The 18748-nt window shown below is 36.4% G+C and carries 16 protein-coding genes and 2 pseudogenes; 14 read left to right on the top strand and 4 right to left on the bottom strand.

Annotated features, from left to right (window positions below; all coding sequences use genetic code 11):
• Window positions 1–170: 170 nt before the first annotated feature.
• From ACYVEC_RS18195 to narI, 4 genes are read left to right on the top strand one after another with little or no spacing between them, the layout of a single operon-like run.
• Complete coding sequence (locus tag ACYVEC_RS18195; RefSeq protein WP_098555924.1) at window positions 171–3854, top strand: nitrate reductase subunit alpha; 3684 nt, start codon at window positions 171–173, stop codon at window positions 3852–3854.
• On the top strand, window positions 3844–5319 hold the full coding sequence (narH, locus tag ACYVEC_RS18190; RefSeq protein WP_275718728.1) for a nitrate reductase subunit beta: 1476 nt from the start codon (window positions 3844–3846) through the stop codon (window positions 5317–5319). Before ACYVEC_RS18195 ends, narH begins: the two co-directional genes overlap by 11 nt.
• 19 nt (window positions 5320–5338) lie before the next feature.
• Entirely contained in the window at window positions 5339–5869 is a 531-nt protein-coding gene (gene narJ / locus ACYVEC_RS18185) for a nitrate reductase molybdenum cofactor assembly chaperone (RefSeq protein WP_098555926.1), read from the top strand.
• Window positions 5870–5886: 17 nt separating this feature from the next.
• The gene (narI, locus tag ACYVEC_RS18180; protein WP_063222706.1) at window positions 5887–6576 is read left to right on the top strand and encodes a respiratory nitrate reductase subunit gamma; all 690 of its coding nucleotides are present in this window, start codon (window positions 5887–5889) and stop codon (window positions 6574–6576) included.
• Between the two features lie 93 nt (window positions 6577–6669).
• On the opposite strand, the gene ACYVEC_RS18175 is transcribed toward narI, so the two are convergent.
• Entirely contained in the window at window positions 6670–7362 is a 693-nt protein-coding gene (locus tag ACYVEC_RS18175; RefSeq protein WP_000013863.1) for a Crp/Fnr family transcriptional regulator, read from the bottom strand.
• A gap of 280 nt (window positions 7363–7642) precedes the next feature.
• Between ACYVEC_RS18175 and moaA the strand changes: the two genes are divergently transcribed.
• From moaA to ACYVEC_RS18125, 10 genes and pseudogenes are all read left to right on the top strand, one after another.
• Window positions 7643–8656 carry a GTP 3',8-cyclase MoaA gene (gene moaA, locus ACYVEC_RS18170; RefSeq protein ID WP_460507626.1) on the top strand — a complete coding sequence of 338 codons (1014 nt, stop codon included), beginning with the start codon at window positions 7643–7645 and terminating at the stop codon, window positions 8654–8656.
• 17 nt (window positions 8657–8673) lie between these two features.
• Complete coding sequence (locus ACYVEC_RS18165; protein WP_063222704.1) at window positions 8674–9687, top strand: molybdopterin-synthase adenylyltransferase MoeB; 1014 nt, start codon at window positions 8674–8676, stop codon at window positions 9685–9687.
• A 43-nt stretch (window positions 9688–9730) separates the two neighbouring features.
• Window positions 9731–11020 carry a molybdopterin molybdotransferase MoeA gene (locus tag ACYVEC_RS18160; RefSeq protein WP_275718730.1) on the top strand — a complete coding sequence of 430 codons (1290 nt, stop codon included), beginning with the start codon at window positions 9731–9733 and terminating at the stop codon, window positions 11018–11020.
• Window positions 11021–11064: 44 nt separating this feature from the next.
• Window positions 11065–11535 (top strand): molybdopterin synthase catalytic subunit MoaE, encoded by a 471-nt coding sequence (gene moaE / locus ACYVEC_RS18155; RefSeq protein ID WP_063222702.1) that lies wholly within the window; start codon window positions 11065–11067, stop codon window positions 11533–11535.
• A complete protein-coding gene (gene moaD, locus ACYVEC_RS18150; protein ID WP_063222701.1) occupies window positions 11532–11762 on the top strand; it encodes a molybdopterin converting factor subunit 1 in 231 nt (76 codons plus the stop codon). Before moaE ends, moaD begins: the two co-directional genes overlap by 4 nt.
• 80 nt (window positions 11763–11842) lie before the next feature.
• Window positions 11843–13012: a nitrate transporter NarK gene (gene narK / locus ACYVEC_RS18145; RefSeq protein ID WP_063222700.1), complete on the top strand. Its 1170-nt coding sequence runs from the start codon at window positions 11843–11845 to the stop codon at window positions 13010–13012.
• Between the two features lie 271 nt (window positions 13013–13283).
• On the top strand, window positions 13284–13481 hold the full coding sequence (locus tag ACYVEC_RS18140) for a PspC domain-containing protein (protein ID WP_063222699.1): 198 nt from the start codon (window positions 13284–13286) through the stop codon (window positions 13479–13481).
• Window positions 13482–13984: 503 nt separating this feature from the next.
• Window positions 13985–14194, top strand: a pseudogene (locus ACYVEC_RS18135) (amidohydrolase family protein); the annotation flags it as partial.
• Window positions 14195–14284: 90 nt separating this feature from the next.
• The gene (locus ACYVEC_RS18130; RefSeq protein WP_063222698.1) at window positions 14285–15202 is read left to right on the top strand and encodes an AEC family transporter; all 918 of its coding nucleotides are present in this window, start codon (window positions 14285–14287) and stop codon (window positions 15200–15202) included.
• Between the two features lie 239 nt (window positions 15203–15441).
• Window positions 15442–15926 (top strand): annotated as a pseudogene (locus ACYVEC_RS18125) (STAS/SEC14 domain-containing protein).
• Between the two features lie 193 nt (window positions 15927–16119).
• On the opposite strand, the gene ACYVEC_RS18120 reads toward ACYVEC_RS18125, so the two are convergent.
• From ACYVEC_RS18120 to ACYVEC_RS18110, 3 genes are read right to left on the bottom strand one after another with little or no spacing between them, the layout of a single operon-like run.
• Complete coding sequence (locus ACYVEC_RS18120; RefSeq protein WP_460507617.1) at window positions 16120–16590, bottom strand: precorrin-2 dehydrogenase; 471 nt, start codon at window positions 16588–16590, stop codon at window positions 16120–16122.
• A complete protein-coding gene (locus tag ACYVEC_RS18115; RefSeq protein ID WP_063222695.1) occupies window positions 16583–17293 on the bottom strand; it encodes a sirohydrochlorin chelatase in 711 nt (236 codons plus the stop codon). The genes ACYVEC_RS18120 and ACYVEC_RS18115 overlap by 8 nt, the downstream gene beginning before the upstream one ends.
• Window positions 17290–18714 carry a uroporphyrin-III C-methyltransferase gene (locus ACYVEC_RS18110; protein ID WP_063222694.1) on the bottom strand — a complete coding sequence of 475 codons (1425 nt, stop codon included), beginning with the start codon at window positions 18712–18714 and terminating at the stop codon, window positions 17290–17292. The genes ACYVEC_RS18115 and ACYVEC_RS18110 overlap by 4 nt, the downstream gene beginning before the upstream one ends.
• Window positions 18715–18748: the final 34 nt, after the last annotated feature.

Here is an 18748-nt window from a genome sequence, read left to right as displayed (position 1 = left end):
AACAGTCAGTGAAGGATGTGAACCCTCCACAATGATTAGATTTTCACTTTTATATATTTTTTCCGGAATTTTTGACAATCTCTTGAACTGTGCGAAATGTCACATCTGTATTTTACAACCTCTCTTATAGTAAGGGTATGTAAGAGAGACGTATTAAAGGAGTGGACAGTATGAAGAAGAAACCTTCAGCACTAATGAGACGTTTAAAATATTTTTCGCCAATAGATCGTTATAACGATAATCATACACAAGAAACATATGAAGATCGCGAATGGGAAAATGTGTACAGAAAGCGTTGGCAACATGATAAAGTAATCCGTTCTACACATGGCGTGAACTGTACTGGTTCATGTAGTTGGAACATTTATGTGAAAGATGGAATTGTAACTTGGGAAGGGCAGGAGCTTAACTATCCAACAACAGGTCCAGATATGCCTGATTTTGAACCACGAGGATGTCCACGTGGAGCAAGTTTTTCTTGGTACATTTATAGTCCACTTCGTGTGAAATATCCGTATGTACGTGGTGTTCTTTGGAGTATGTGGCAAGAAGAACTACAAAATAACGAATCACCACTAGACGCTTGGAAAAGTATTGTAGAAAACCCTGAAAAAGCACGCAAATATAAGCAGGCACGTGGTAAAGGGGGATTCGTTCGTGCGAATTGGGATGAAGTATTACAACTCGTTTCAGCTTCTTTACTTTACACAGTAATTAAATACGGTCCAGACCGAAATGTTGGTTTTTCACCAATTCCAGCTATGTCAATGTTAAGTCATGCTGCTGGTAGCCGCTTTATGCAACTTATGGGTGGACCGATGCTTAGCTTCTATGATTGGTACGCAGATTTACCGCCAGCTTCTCCGCAAATTTGGGGTGATCAAACAGATGTACCAGAAAGTAGTGATTGGTATAACTCCGGATACATTATGACATGGGGTTCAAATGTACCGATGACGAGAACACCAGATGCACACTTTTTAGCGGAGGTTCGATATAAAGGAACGAAAGTCGTTTCAGTAAGTCCTGATTTCGCTGAGTCAACAAAGTTTGCGGATGATTGGATTAGTGTGAAACAAGGTACAGACGGTGCACTTGCGATGGCAATGGGGCACGTGATCTTACAAGAATTTTACGTAGATAATCAAGTGGAATACTTCACAAAGTATGCGAAGCAATATACTGATTTTCCTTTCTTCGTTACATTGAAACAAAAAGGAGACCAATTCGTTGCGGATCGATTCTTAAATGCTTCTGATATTGGACGCGAAACAAAGTTAGGAGAATGGAAACCTGTACTATGGAACGAAAACACGAATGATTTTGCAACACCTCACGGCACAATGGGGTCACGTTGGGATAACGAAAAGAAATGGAACTTACGTTTAGAGGATGAAGAAACAGGCGAAAAGATTGATCCACGTCTTTCTTTACTTGGAATGGAAGATAATGTTGGAACTGTGCAAATTCCGTACTTCTCTGATGATGGAAACAAAGTATTAGAACGTACGATTCCAGTGAAAAAAGTTATGACAGAAGAAGGCGAAGTGTTCGTTACAACTGTATACGACTTAACGTTAGCAAATTACGGCGTGAACCGAGGACTTGGCGGACAAGAGCCAAAAGACTTCAATGATGATATGCCGTTTACACCTGCATGGCAAGAGAAAATGACAGGAGTGAAACGGGAGCTTATTATTCAAATCGCTCGTGAGTTCGCACAAAATGCTGTTGATACAAATGGTCGCTCGATGATTATTGTGGGAGCTGGCATTAACCACTGGTTTAACTCTGATACGATTTATCGTGCCGTTTTAAATCTTGTTCTTCTCGTGGGAGCACAAGGTGTAAACGGCGGCGGTTGGGCACATTATGTTGGCCAAGAAAAGTTACGACCATCAGAAGGATGGCAAACGATTGCGATGGCAAAAGATTGGCAAGGGCCACCAAAATTACAAAATGGTACATCTTTCTTCTATTTCGTAACAGACCAATGGCGTTATGAAGATACACCTGTTGGCCATTTAGCATCACCAATTGAAGGTAACTCACGTTATCAACATCACGGTGATTATAACGTATTAGCAGCACGACTCGGCTGGTTACCTTCTTATCCGACATTCGAGAAAAATGGGATTGAATTATATAAAGAAGCTGTTGCCGCTGGTGCAAAAACGCAAGAAGAAATCGGGAAATATGTTGCACAAAAATTAAAAGAAAAAGAACTGAAATTTGCGATTGAAGATCCAGATAACAAAAATAACTTCCCTCGCAACTTATTCGTATGGCGTGCAAACTTAATTTCAAGTTCCGGTAAAGGACACGAATATTTCTTAAAACATTTATTAGGTACAACAAACGGATTAATGAATGATGATAGTGATTCAATACGACCAGAAGAAATTAAGTGGCATGAGGACGCACCAGAAGGGAAGCTTGATCTACTTATTAATTTAGATTTCCGCATGGCTGGAACAGCACTTTATTCTGATATCGTTTTACCAGCTTCAACTTGGTATGAAAAACACGATTTAAGCAGTACAGATATGCATCCATTTGTACATCCGTTTAATCCGGCAATCGGTTCACCATGGGAAGCACGTTCTGACTGGGATATTTTCACTTCTCTTTCTAAAGCTGTGTCAGATTTAGCGGAGAAAATCAATCTTGAACCAATGAAAGAAGTTGTTGCAACACCACTTCTTCACGATACACCGCAAGAATTAGCGCAACCACTTGGGAAGATTAAAGATTGGAGCAAAGGTGAGTGTGAACCAATACCAGGTAAAACAATGCCACAAATTCATGTTGTCGAAAGGGATTATAAAACGATTTATGACAAAATGACAGCACTTGGACCGAATGCTGGGAAACAACCGATTGGTACAAAAGGGATCTCTTGGTCAGCAGAAAAAGAGTATGAGCAATTAAAGAGCAAATTAGGAGTTGTTCGAACAGATTCTATTGCGAAAGGTTGCCCAGACATAAAAGAAGCAATCAATGCTGCTGAGGCGGTATTAACACTTTCTTCTACAACAAACGGTCATATGGCTGTAAAAGCATGGGAAGCCCTTGAAAAACAAACGGATTTAAAACTACGTGATTTAGCAGAAGAACGTGAAGAAGAATGCTTCACTTTTGAACAAATTACAGCACAACCGAAAACAGTAATCACTTCTCCAGCCTTCACAGGTTCTGAAAAAGGTGGACGACGTTATTCACCATTTACAACAAATGTGGAACGCCTTATCCCTTGGAGAACGATAACGGGTCGACAATCTTTCTACTTAGATCATGACATGATGAAAGAATTCGGTGAAACGATGGCAACATTTAAACCAATTCTGCAACATAAACCGTTCCGTAAATCACGTCCCGAAGTAGAAGGAAAAGAAATTACACTAAACTATTTAACGCCGCATAATAAGTGGTCGATTCATAGTATGTATTTCGATTCATTACCGATGTTAACGCTGTTTAGAGGTGGTCCAACTGTTTGGATGAATAAAGATGATGCGAATGAAGCTGGCGTTGCAGATAATGATTGGATCGAGTGCTTTAACCGTAACGGTGTTGTTGTAGCACGTGCTGTCGTAACGCACCGTATACCGAGAGGAATGGCATTTATGCACCACGCACAAGATCGCCACATTAACGTGCCTGGTACGAAATTAACAAGCACCCGCGGGGGAACGCATAATAGTCCAACCCGTATTCATGTTAAACCAACACATATGATTGGTGGATATGGCCAATTAAGCTATGGATTTAACTACTATGGTCCGACTGGGAACCAGCGTGACTTAAATGTCGTAATCCGTAAACTGAAGGAGGTAGATTGGCTTGAAGATTAAAGCACAAGTCGGAATGGTAATGAACCTAGATAAATGCATCGGCTGCCATACTTGTAGCGTAACATGCAAAAACACCTGGACAAATCGTCCAGGTGCTGAATATATGTACTTCAATAACGTAGAAACGAAACCTGGTATTGGTTATCCGAAGCAATGGGAAGATCAAGAGAAATATAAAGGCGGCTGGGAATTAAAAAATGGTGAAATTCAGCTGAAATCCGGTTCGAAAATGAAACGCCTTATGAATATTTTCCATAATCCAGATCAACCAACAATCGATGATTACTTTGAACCTTGGAACTATGATTATGAAACGTTAACAAATAGTCCGCAGCGTAAGCATCAGCCAGTTGCTCGTCCGAAATCAGCAATTACAGGAGAATTTATCGACAAAATTGAATGGGGTCCAAACTGGGAAGATGATTTAGCTGGTGGACATATAACAGGATTGCAAGATCCGAACGTAAAGAAAATGGAAGAAGAAATTAAAACAGATTTTGAGAATGTCTTTATGATGTATTTACCACGCATATGCGAACATTGTATGAATCCATCTTGCGTATCATCTTGTCCATCTGGTGCGATGTATAAACGTGAAGAAGATGGGATTGTTCTTGTGGATCAAAACGCATGTCGGGCATGGAGATTCTGCGTATCATCTTGTCCATATAAAAAAGTGTACTTTAACTGGCAAACGAATAAAGCTGAGAAATGTACAATGTGTTTCCCGCGTATTGAAGCTGGTATGCCAACAATTTGTTCGGAAACATGTGTAGGACGTATTCGATATATGGGGGTAATGCTATATGATGCTGATAAAGTAAAAGAAGCAGCTTCTGTTGAAGATGAAAAAGATTTATATGAATCTCAGCTTACTGTTTTCCTAGATCCAAATGATTCTGAAGTAGCAGCTGAAGCGAAAAAACAAGGCATTCCTGAAGAATGGATTAAAGCGGCACAACAGTCGCCAATCTATAAAATGATTATCGATTGGAAAATTGCCCTACCTCTTCATCCAGAGTATCGTACAATGCCAATGGTTTGGTATATACCGCCACTTAGTCCAATTATGAACATGGTGGAAGGGAAAGGAAGCAACTGGCAAGCAGAAGAGATTTTCCCTGCTATTGATAATATGCGTATTCCAATTCAATATTTAGCGAATTTACTCACTGCAGGAGATGAATCACATATTCGACTTACATTGAAAAAAATGGCTGTTATGCGAACACATATGAGAGCATTGCAGATTAATAAAGAACCAAATGAAGCTGTATTAAAAGAACTTGGCTTAACAAAACAGGATGTAGAAGATATGTATCGTCTTCTTGCCATCGCAAAATATAAAGATCGCTTCGTCATCCCAACGTCTCACCGTGAACAAGTTGCAGATTTATATAGTGAACAAGGAAGCTGTGGTTTATCATTCGCAGGTGGTCCAGGTTCTTGTATGACAATTTCTTAAATAAAGGGGGCAGAAAAATATGAAACAAAGTTTACAAACTGCTTTTTCATGTTCTTCATTCCTTCTCTCTTACCCGGAACTCGGGTGGAGAGAAGCTGTAAATGAATTGCAAGAAGAGATTGCAGTAATCGAACAGGTAGATGTTAAATCTTCACTTACAGCATTTGTAAAACAAGCACTGGATAAAACGAATGATCAACTCATTGATAGTTACGTATATACATTCGATTTTGGTAAAAAGACAAATATGTATCTTACTTATATGAACACTGGTGAACAAAGAGAAAGAGGTATTGAATTACTCGAGTTAAAACAACATTATAAAAAATCAGGTTTTAGCGTAACAGATAAAGAACTACCTGACTATTTACCACTTTTGCTTGAGTTTTTTGCAAATGCAAATGAGCAAGATAGTGAACCAATTATGAGTAAATACAAGGAGAACATACAAGCATTACACGTTCAGTTAAAAGAAGCAGGTAGTATGTATGAACCAATCCTTGCGGCTGTTCTACTCGCTATTGATACATGGGGTGTACAGACAAATTAGAAAGGAGAGTTGTCAAAATGATGGATCAATTTCTATGGGTATTGTTTCCCTATATCATTTTTGCAATCTTTATCGGTGGACATATTTTTAGATACAACTATGATCAATTTGGATGGACATCAAAATCTAGTGAACTATTAGAAAAGAAAATGCTCCGAATCGGAAGTCTATTATTCCACTTTGGGATCATGTTCGTAATTGGCGGTCATGTTATGGGGATTTTAATTCCAGAGGCTGTATACCGCTCAATAGGTATTTCAGAGCATATGTACCATGTAGTAGCAATTAGTTTCGGGCTTCCAGCAGGTGTTGCTTCTATCATCGGTTTAATTATACTAACGTACCGCCGTGTAACAGTAAAACGTATCATTGCAACGAGTACAAAAGGAGATTATATTGCGCTTATTTTATTACTTATCGTAATGTTAGCAGGACTTTCTTCAACGTTTTTAAATATCGACTCAAAAGGATTTGATTATCGTACAACGATCGGTCCTTGGTTCCGAAGTCTCTTTCTTTTTCAACCGAAAGTTGAATATATGATGGAAGTACCGGTGTGGTTTAAAATTCATATTATTGCAGGAATGGGGCTTTTCGCAGTATGGCCATTTACAAGATTGGTACATGTATTTAGTGCCCCAATTAAATACTTAAGCCGTAGTTATGTAATTTACAGAAGACGTATTCCAAATGAATTGAAAAAATAATTTAGTTTTATATGTTTAGTAATTTATAAGGAAAGCCGAGATCTAATTGGAGACCTCGGCTTTCCTTATAGGTATAAGTATCTAAATAAGATGCTAATCAATACTACAAACAGAGGCAGAGCAATCTTCACATGCAATTTCACATTTTAAAAATTGTAAATCGTGGATTGTTATCTTTCCTTTATGAATAGAAATTGTACCTTGCTTTTTTAATTCATTTAACATCCGATTTACACTTTCACGTGAAGTTGCACAGAAATTAGCAAGTTCTTGATTCGTTAATGGTAAATCGATGAGAATACCATTTTCCTTTAACACACCATAACTATTTGTCATTCGTATGAGAGTAGAATACAGGGCACCTTTTTTGCCGTGTAATACTAAATCTCGGAACTTCGTTTGCATTCTTCTTAGATGTTCACTAATCCATTTCATAAATTCAAATACAAGTGCGGGTTTTTGGAGTAATGCTTTTTCTAAGGTTTCACGCTTTATTACTCCTACTTCAACATCTTCAAGGCATTTTGAATTTAATAAATACTTCGCATTGTCCGTGAATAATGTTAATTCTCCAATAATGTCGTATGCCGAACAAATACGGAGTGTTAATTCTTGCCCGTCAGCACTTAGTTTACTAATTTGTACTTTTCCTGAGTGGATGATATAGAGTTCTGTTGCTTCCATACCTTCTTGAAAAATAAAACTCCCCTTTTTAATCTGCATTTTATATTCAACAGATGCAAGTAATTCCTTTAAATCTTGAGATAATGTCATACTGTTTGCCACAGCAATCACCTTTCTTCTTATAAGCAATACATTTCCTATTTTGAGTGTAAATATGCTGAAAATGCAAGAGCTATTTTAAAAATAAAGTAAAATTTCAATGACCGTAAGGAGGAGAGACTGAAGATGTGAACAAAATTCGAACGGATTTGTGAAGATTTTTTGAATGGGGAAAGTGATGTGAGAAATGTCACATTGAATATGTAGCTTCTTTTTTATAATAAAGGCAAATAAAAAAAATTGAAAGCTTACTAAGGATCGCGGTAGAAAAGAAGGGATATAGATGCACGAGAAAATGAAAGATTCATTAAAGCGGCCACTTCAAGATTTACGTATTTCAGTTATTGATCGTTGTAATTTTAGGTGCACATATTGTATGCCTGCTGAAGTGTTTGGACCTGATTACGCTTTTTTACAGGAAGAGTTTTTATTAACGTTCGATGAAATAGAAAGACTAGCACGATTATTTATAAGTATGGGAGTCGATAAAATTAGGCTTACTGGCGGTGAACCGTTATTGCGTAAAGATTTACCGCAGTTAATTGCAAGACTTGCAAAGATAGAAGGCTTAAAAGATATTGGGCTCACAACAAACGGAATTCATTTAGCAAAACAAGCTAAGGCGCTAAAAGTTGCGGGATTAAAACGCGTAAATATTAGTTTAGATGCAATAGAGGATCATGTTTTCAAAAAAATAAATGGCCGAAATGTAAGCACAAAACCTATATTAAAAGGAATTGAAGCAGCGAAGGCAGCTGGATTAGAAGTGAAAGTAAATATGGTCGTAAAAAAAGGAATGAATGATAGTCAAATTCTTCCTATGGCTCAGTATTTTAAAGAACAAGAAATACAGTTACGTTTCATTGAGTTTATGGATGTTGGCAGTACGAACGGATGGAACTTTGAACAAGTCATTACGAAGGAACAATTAATAGAGAAAATTAATCGTGTATATCCGATTGAGCCCGCCCAGCCTCGTTACTTTGGAGAAGTAGCGAAAGTGTATCGATATGTAGGAAGCAATGCCGAAGTTGGATTTATTACTTCAGTATCTGAGTCATTTTGTTCTTCTTGTACGAGAGCTCGTATTTCGGCAGACGGTAAGTTTTATATGTGCTTATTTGGAGAAAAAGGAACGGATTTGCGAACTCTTCTTCGAAAAAATATTTCGGATGCCTCACTACTAAAAATTCTCCAACATACATGGGAGTTTAGAACAAATCGATATTCAGATGAAAGAACTGCTGAAAGTACAAATAAACGTCCAAAAGTTGAAATGTCCTACATTGGTGGATAATGAAAGGAGGATTCCTTATGAAGGAGCGTTATTCAAGGCAAGTTTTATTTTCTGGAATTGGTGAAATGGGACAAATAAAAATAAGAAAAAAACATGTGCTCCTAATTGGTGCGGGGGCATTAGGGGCTGCAAATGCAGAAGCGCTCGTTAGGATGGGAATTGGGAAATTGACAATTGCTGACCGTGACTACGTAGAATGGAGTAATTTACAGCGGCAACAGTTATATACAGAAGAAGATGCAAAGCAGTGTAAACCAAAAGCAATTGCAGCGGCAGAACATTTAAGAAAGATTAATTCTGAAGTGGAAATTGAACCAATTGTAACGGATGTCACAATGCAAGAAATAGAAGAGTTAACAAAAGAAGTGGATCTCATATTAGATGCGACTGACAATTTTGATACGCGTCTACTTATAAATGACATTTCACATAAAGAAAGTATACCTTGGATATACGGTGGGTGCATTGGAAGTTACGGTGTAACGTATACAATTCTTCCAGGGAAAACACCTTGTTTTCGCTGCTTAATGGATCATCCAATGGGTGGTGCAACATGCGATACAGCAGGGATCATTCAGCCAGCTGTACAAATGGTTGTTGCTCACCAAGTAACAGAGGCGATGAAAATATTGGTGGACGATTATAAGGCGCTACGAGGAACAATGTTATCATTTGATATTTGGAGTAATCAATATCTCTCATTAAAAGTAAATAGACAGAAGAAAAGCACATGTCCATCTTGCGGAAATACACGTACGTACCCAAGTTTAACATTTGAATCACAGATGAAAACGGAAGTGCTATGCGGACGGAATACAGTTCAAATCCGTCCAGGAATAAAGGGAGTTCTAAATTTAAACGAAATTCAAAAACGATTACAAAAAAGTGTACATGTCCAAAAAACGCCGTACTTATTAACGTTTCTAATTGATGAATATCGTTTCGTTTTATTTGCAGACGGTAGGGCATTTATTCATGGAACAAATGATGTAAAAATAGCAAAACGATTATATGCAAAATATATAGGATGAATATAGAGAAAGAGTCCCCTTATTAAAACGAGGTGAAAAAGGAATGTTACAAACACGTATACCAGTTTCAGTGGCAGAAGCAGTTGCACGAGTAATGAAATACGCTCATCAAGGTGAAATAGAAGAGGTTTCTCTTATAGAAAGTTACGGAAGAATTCTTGGAGAAGATGTTATTGCAGATCATGATGTCCCTCATTTTAATCGCTCTCCATACGACGGGTTTGCGATTCGAGCAGAAGATACAAAAGAAGCAAGTAGCAGTAATCCCATTCTGTTTGAAGTGATTGGTGAAATTGGAGCAGGTTTTGTTTTTACAGAAGAAGTGAAAGCATTTCAAGCTGTCCGTATTATGACAGGAGCCGCAATTCCGAAAGGGTGTAATGCGGTTGTTATGTTAGAGCTAACGGAAGGATTTGAAGAAAAAGAAAAGACGTATATGAAATTAAAATGCTCCTTCGCCGCCGGTGATAACATTTCTTTTAAAGGTGAAGATGTAAAACAAAATAGCATCCTTGTGAAAAAAGGGACTGTTATTAACCCGGGAGTTGCAGCACTTCTTGCTACGTTTGGTTATAGTACCGTACACGTTGTAAAACAGCCGGTTATTGGAATTGTAACGACAGGAAGCGAACTGCTTGAAGTACATGAACAATTAAAGCCAGGGAAGATTCGAAATAGTAACTCCTATATGATAGCTGCACAAATTGAACGAGCGGGCGGAGTTGTACGGTATTATGGACAATTCGCTGACGATTTTGAGACGTGTTATAACACTGTGAAAAAAGCGATAAAAGAAGTCGATATTTTAATTACAACTGGTGGCGTTTCGGTAGGAGACTATGACTATTTACCTGCTATTTATGAGAGATTACAAGCTAATGTACTTTTCAATAAAATAGCAATGCGACCAGGAAGTGTGACAACTGTAGCTGAGTTAGAAGGAAAACTATTATTTGGTCTATCTGGTAATCCTTCAGCTTGTTATGTCGGATGTGAATTATATGTTCGACCAGTCATTGGAACATACTTGCATAGGAAAAATCCGCACGTATATCGTGCAGAGGCAATTTTACAGAAAGACTTTCCGAAAGCAAATCCGTTTACTCGTTTTGTAAGAGGGAGAGTAGAGATTGTAGATGGTCAATTACAAGTTACACCAGTTGGTTTAGATAAATCTAGCGCAATTTCTTCACTTGCAGAAGCGAATACATTTATCGTTCTACCGGGAGGGACGAGAGGATTTGAAGCAGGGATAACTGTTTCGGTATTATTATTGGAATCGAACATGGAAAGTGAGTGGCCATGGAAAGAACCACTTCGATCATACAAGTAATAGAAAAATAGATTGCTAACTTATACGAAGATAAGAGGTGCAAAATGACACATACGTATTATGAAGTAATTGATACACCTATTTCAATTGAAGTAGTTACAAACAAAGTAATTCGGCGTGAGTGTGGTGCGGTTACTACTTTTATTGGCACTGTTAGAGAATTTACGAAAGGCCGTCGTACGCTTTATTTAGAGTATGTAGCTTATAAAACAATGGCGGAGAAACAGCTTGAGAGAATTGGTACCGAAGTAGGGGAGAAATGGCCTGGAACATATGTGGCAATTACACATCGCATTGGTACATTACAAATTTCTGATTTGGCTGTTGTCGTTGCTGTTGCTACACCACATCGGAAAGCGGCCTATGAAGCAAATGAATATATTATGGAGCGTATAAAACAAATTGTTCCGATTTGGAAAAAAGAGTTTTGGGAAGATGGTGAGTCATGGATAGGCGATCAGTTAGAGAAAACAGCATATGGTAATGGCGAGCCTGGAAAGGAGATGAGAATATGATTGAAGTACTATTATTTGCACATTTGCAAGAAGCAAGTAAGCCGTCCTTGCACATAGATTGTGAAAACATTACGGTTGCTGAACTAAAGGAAGTTCTCATAAAGAAATACAACGTAGTGATTTCAAGTGAGATAATGGTCGCTATAAATGAAGAGTATGCAAATGAGGGTGACATCATTCAAACTGGCGATGTCGTAGCAATGATTCCGCCAGTAAGTGGTGGTTGATTCTTTTCAGCCTAATCATGTAAGTACGTGATTAGGCTGGAGGGAATGAATATAACTATGCATACATAGGAGGGAACAGGATGAAAAGTCCTAATTTTCAATTAAGTTTACAAACTTCCAATCTAGTTATCGGTTTTATGGTGTGGGTTATTTTATCATCATTAATGCCCTATATTAAAGCGGATATCCCATTAACTGCGGGACAAATTTCTATGGTAACAGCAGTACCGGTTATTTTAGGTTCTGTTCTTCGCATTCCAATTGGTTATTGGACAAATCGTTTCGGAGCAAGAAAATTATTCTTTATTAGTTTTATTCTATTATTATTTCCTGTCTTTTATATTAGTGTTGCCAATTCTATGATGGATTTAATTATTGGTGGATTATTTGTAGGAATCGGTGGTGCTGTATTCTCTGTAGGAGTAACTTCTTTACCAAAATACTTTCCGAAAGAGAGTCACGGTTTTGTAAATGGTATTTACGGTGTCGGTAACGCCGGAACAGCAATTACTTCATTTTTAGCACCAGTTATCGCAACTTCAGTTGGCTGGAGAACGACAGTACAATGTTATTTAGTTTTACTTGCAGCGTTTGCACTTATGAACTTTTTATTAGGTGATCGTAAGGAGAAAAAGGTGAATACACCATTAATGGAACAAATAAAAGGTGTATATAAAAATGAAAAACTTTGGTTTTTATGTATCTTTTACTTTTTAACATTCGGATCATTTGTCGCATTTACAGTATACTTACCAAACTTCTTAGTATCTCACTTCGGCTTAGATAAAGTAGATGCAGGTATGCGGACAGCAGGATTCATCGTATTAGCAACAATTATGCGTCCGATTGGTGGTTGGCTCGGTGATAAGTTTAATCCATTTAAAATATTAATCTTCGTATTTATCGGTTTAACACTTTCAGGTATTATTTTATCATTTATGCCTAGTATGAACGTGTATACATTTGGTTGCCTACTAGTCGCATTTTGTGCAGGTATCGGTAATGGTACAATCTTCAAACTCGTTCCAATGTATTTCTCAGAACAAGCTGGTATTGTAAATGGCCTCGTTTCAGCTTTAGGCGGACTAGGAGGGTTCTTCCCGCCTCTAATTTTAACTTTACTATTCCAACTAACAGGTCATTATGCAATTGGATTTATGGCATTATCAGAAGTCGCACTTGCTTGTTTAATCATTACAGTATGGATGTATAGCCAAGAGAAACTGTTAGTGATGTTAAAGAATCATTAATAAAGAAAAAGAGCCATCCCAAAGTATTTTGGGATGGTTCTTTTAGTAATAGGTTTCAACATGTTTTTATTGCTATCTCAACAAACGCTTGTTTTCTAAAAGAATGTGGTTTTAAAATGAAAAACAGAAGGCTTATGGGATTTTATGTTAAAATATAGATGTCAGAAGTTCTTCAATTAAAGGGCTGGTTAGTTAAAGGAATCTTAAAATTCTTCCAAAGTTCGAACTAATTTTTAGAATATAAACATTTAATTGGATCGGGGGTGTTTAGATGAAAAAACTATATAAGTCCACTAAAGATAAACAAGTATCAGGTGTATTAGGTGGCTTAAGCGACAAGTATGGAATTGATGTAAGTATCCTTCGTATAGTAACTGCATTATCAGCCTTTTTTACTAGTGGATTAACAGTGTTAATTTGTATAATAGCTGCATTTGTTTTGCCTACAGATAAAGAAATTAAGAGATAAATGTATGAACTTAAATCTAATTCTACAATCGAGAACTCAGTTTTTTGCTTATTGAAAGTTTCCAAAGTAAAAGCAACAGTACGATTGTTATAAGACTGAAATGAACAAACGAAAAATCCTCATAAAACATTCGGAATATATCGAGAACGAAAATATTAACTTTTGAATTAAACGATGACTATTGATCACTAACGAATCGATAAATAGTCGCTCCTTTCTAAAGATTATCTATTAATCTATATAAAGATATAATATATATTAATATTACAAAGTTTTAACAACATATGCCTGTATTTATAACAAGAAAAACATCATATTTTTTAGGGCCAGATTTTTTGGTAAGGCTAATGGATATTGTGAAAAAGTACACTTAAAATAAAGAATACAGTTTAGGTCGATAAGATAAAATTATGAATTTGTATAAATAATCCATAATTTTCTTTATGAGTCATATTTGATATGTTAAAGAAAAGAGAGGGGAGGGAAATTGTGAAAGCTATTGATTTGGTCGTGGCGAATTAGATGTTGAGAATGCCTTAAAGTCGATTTATGAAGTTAACCCAGATGCACTTATGTTTGGGACAGATTTACCATCTACAAGAGCAAAAATACCTTTTGAGTATGGAGATGTCAAATTAATTCAACAGCTATTTGATGAACAAGCTACTGAAAACATTCTGTGTACGAATGCTTTCAAATGGTATTTTAGGTAGCGTCAGGAGCTACATTTGAATTAAATTTGTCCATTCCATATTTAGTAAAGAGTTTAATCCAACTATAATATATTTGGAATGAGGTTTTACATGTTTGTTTTTATTATATTAGACGTGATATTACCAATATTAATATTGATGCTAATTGGTGCAATCTTACAAAGAAAGTTTCAATTTAACTTAAAGCAGCTATCTACACTTATTACTTATTGCTTGATGCCAGCGGCTGTATTTGTGAATATATATGATATTCGTATAGAAATAGATCTGTTGCTCCAAATAATATACTATTTAATGCTTTATAGTCTGAGTCTGATCATAGTAAGTCATTTCATTTCAAAAATATTAAAGTTAGAAAAAGGAGAAAGTGCAGCTCTAAAAAATAGCATTTCGTTAATGAATTCCGGTAATTATGGATTACCAGTAAGTCAATTGATTTTCAGTCACAATCCAGTGGGGGTTTCCATTCAGATTTTCATTGTGATCTTCCAGAATCTTCTAACTTATTCATATGGGATATATAACTTACTATCAGCAACAAAAACAATCGGAAGTATTATTCAATCATTTCTAAGACTGCCTGTATTTCATGCGCTCGTATTAGGGGTTCTCTTTCAATCTTTTACAATTCAAATACCTAATTCTATCTTTCTACCTCTTAATCAGCTTGCGAATAGTTTTGTTGCAATAGCACTCATATTGCTAGGAGCGCAATTATCCAACATTAAGCTTAATTTTTTCCATCGAGTCATAACATGGGCTTTAATTGGAAGATTATTGATGGGGCCATTATTAGCACTTGCCATGATCTACCTACTAAACATTGATGGTATTGTTGCACAATCATTATTTATTGCAAGTTCTTTTCCTACTTCAAGAAATACATCAACCATTGCTATGGAGTATCAAATAGAGCCTGAATTACATGCACAAATCGTTTTATTTTCAACACTTTTCAGCATTATTACAGTAACTGTCGTTATTTATTTGTCATATATCTTGTTTTGAATATACGTGCAAAAACGAATAGATTTGAGGCGGTAAATGATAGACGGAAATCCCATCGATATGAGAAGAAAACAGTCTTTAATATATTGGGTTTCGTTTCCAATTGTACGATGTCTGATAATTAAGCGACTTAATTCAAAAAAGGAAACTCATTAGGGGTTATTTCGTATGCAAATCTTTAAAGCATCTACATATAGACTTGCGAAAAAAGACACAATCTCGCTTATAATTGACGTTACATGAGCTTAGTTGATAGCGATGGGGTGGGAGTGTCAAGTAAGAATTTTATCTTTATTGATTTTATGCGGTTTTTCCGCATAATTGTAACTAAGGGGATGATTCTAAGTTGAGTAAACAGAATATTAGAACAACGATTTCAGGAGATTTGATTGTTACCCATCTAATTGGCCAGATTAAAACAGACGATGTGTATGAATGGTTTAATAGCTTTGAGCAGGTTTGTCACCAATTTATTTCTGAGGGGCGGAAATACAAATTATTGGTAGATAGAAAAGGATACAAGCCAAATCATTTTTCTGTTCAAAAAGTATGGAAAGATAAGTTCTTCAATGAAACTATTTTGAATCATAGTAAGGCAATTGCATTTCTTCTTGAAGAAGGGGAGATACTGAATTATTTGCAACAATCCAATACAAAAGAATCTGTGAAATTTTTTGATGATTATGAACAAGCGCTAATTTGGTTGAATGAATACCCAATATAAAAACTGAATTGAACGAGTTGCGCGTAATGTTGCACTTGTCATAAAATTTAATTGTTTACAAGTTGCCAACACCATTCATTTTCTGCACAGATTACCTGTGGAATTTCAAAAAAGGAACCAAAACAAAAAGGACAAACGTTTCTAAAAAACGTTTGTCCAAAGGTAATTACTATTTTAGCTAAGAAATAGATTATTATTTGTGAGTACGAGAAAGCTTTTTTATAAGTTTAGGAAAAATAGATGTTAGTTCTTGCTTCAAACGCTTTGTAAACGCTGGATCTTTACCTGAAGTTGAAATAGTGACAACATATTCATCATGTCGGATGACACCAGGTGTGTGAAACGATGATTCTGTACCATCACTTACAACGTTAACCCACTGGAAATCATGGGCGGCCTGTTTAACCATCATATTTATAGCATGTTGATTTGTAGCTGCATAAATAAGATGAGCATCTTTAATATCATCATTAGAAAAAGTTTTTTGCTTCCAATTAATATAAGGAAGTTCTTTCATTTCCTTGCAAATTTCTGGGCTGACAACGGTGACAAAAGCGCCTGTATCTTTTAATCCAGACGCTTTTCGATATGCAATTTTACCTCCACCAATGATAACAACCACTTTTTTATTTAGATTAAGCATAAGAGGGTACATGTTATACATACACACATTCCTCCATTCGTTCTAATAATGTTAACTTCATATATGTATCAAACTGAAGACAGTTGCAAGTTGTAACGTGATCGTATTTTTTTGTATGCAACTTAATTTTTTGAAGCAATAATCCAGTAAAGAGAAGGTACGGCATGACATATACATGAGATGCAGTCGATGTTATAGTCTTGAGCTCAGCAGTAAAAGAGGGCGTTCCTTTCGTTAAAAAGGAACAACATACTCGCATACCGAGTTTTTGTTCGACAGCTGCTCCGATTTGTTGTAACTCATGTATCGGCTGGGGGTCACTACTACCTCTCCCTACGAGTAAAACACTACTACCTTGCATTGGCATAGTTTCACGTATTCTTTTTACTACAAGTTCAACCATATGCGGATGCGTACTAAAAGGTTGTACAACTGAAAATGAGATATGTGGATATTGCTTTTTCATTTTCGCTATCTCCAAAGGAATATCACGTTTATAGTGAGCTGCTGCAAATAATAATACTGGTACAATCATTATTTCAGTCGCTCCTTCTAGTATTGCTTCTGTAACTGCATCCGAAATGGTAGGTGTTGTTAGTTCTAGAAAAGCTATTTTTTGAATTCTTTCGTTACGTTCTGTCATAACAGAATGAATAAAGTGAATGAATTGTTCATTGCCTTCTTGCAAGCGACTACCGTGTCCAACATATACAATTCCTTTCATCGTACCACCAAATCTTTCTTCATAATAAAGTCTTGTAATTGATGATCTACATTATGGAATCCGACTTTATTCGCATAGTGTAAAGTTGGAATATCAGTATACGAGAATGGGAGAGTAAGAATATCGATAAAGCCAAGACGTTTTATTTCTGATAAAAATGTATCAATTGAGGCACGCCCTTCAAACACAATGCTATCCCATGAGAATTCAGAAAGCATACGAGAATGAATTTCATCGAAGCGATGGTCAATTGTATATTCATGAGTCATCATATAAGAACCAGCACCAATTTTTTCTTGAATAAAAGCAATTCGGTTAATATTTCTGCCTAAATAAACAGTAGTATCGGAAGAGAACTCTGCTTGTTTACTTAGTAGCCCATATTGCATAAGTTTTTCTTGAGTGGCAACGTTTATATACTGCAGTTTCGCCTGTAAGGAACGAATATCTTTCTGGTGTTTACTGAATGATCGCATCAAGATTTCTACACTTTCAGCTGAACAAAATACTAGGCGATCAACGCTAAAAATCTCATTGGTTTGTTTAGGTGTTAATGTGTATTCTTTCTTTTTGAAAGTTGGAATTTGATATATTTCTGCACCGGACTCTTGTAACATTTGCTTGATTGCGCTTTTTTTATTTGTTGCAGATGCAACTAAAACCTTCTTGCCATGCAATGGTTTACGTTCTTTCCAAGCGATTTGATTACGTAAAGAAACAACATCACCAACAATTGTCATAGAAGGGTTAGAAATATTTTCGTTTTTGACGATAAGAACAATGGTTGAAAGTGTACCTGTGACAACGCGCTGTTTACCAGTTGTACCCCATTCGATAACTGCTACTGGTGTATCTTCTTTTTTTCCTGCTTGTAGTAAGTTTTCGCAAATTGTAGGTAAGTTTTTTATACCCATGTAGTAAGCGATTGTGTCGCTATTGTGGGATGAATTATATTTTCCATGATCGGTTAAAGGGCCTTTTGCATGTCCAGTTAGTAATGTGACGCTATTACTGTGGTTGCGGTGGGTGAGGGGGATACCTGCATAGCTACTAGCGGCGATGCTAGATGTAATGCCTGGTACAATTTCATATGGAATATTCGCAGATGCTAGAGTTTCTGCTTCTTCACCAACACGGCCAAAAATAGATGGATCTCCGCCTTTTAAGCGGACTACGATTTTTCCTTCCTTCGCAAATTGAAGGAGGTGTGCGTTAATCATTTCTTGTCGCATAGTATGATTCTTTGGCATTTTTCCGCAATAAATAAGTTCACATGTTTCTTTTGTATAGTTAAGAAAGGTAGGATTTAATAAGCGGTCATATAAAACAATATCTGCACGCTTTAAACAATCTATCGCTTTTTTTGTAATAAGTCCTTCATCACCTGGTCCTGCACCAACTAAATATACATATCCGTTCATATTCGCACCTCATCTATTTTTATGTGAAAGGAAG

This window comes from Bacillus sp. MN7755 (genome assembly GCF_054771475.1).
The sequence above is the reverse complement of the archived record's forward strand: the minus strand, read 5'-3'. Positions and strand labels throughout refer to the sequence as shown.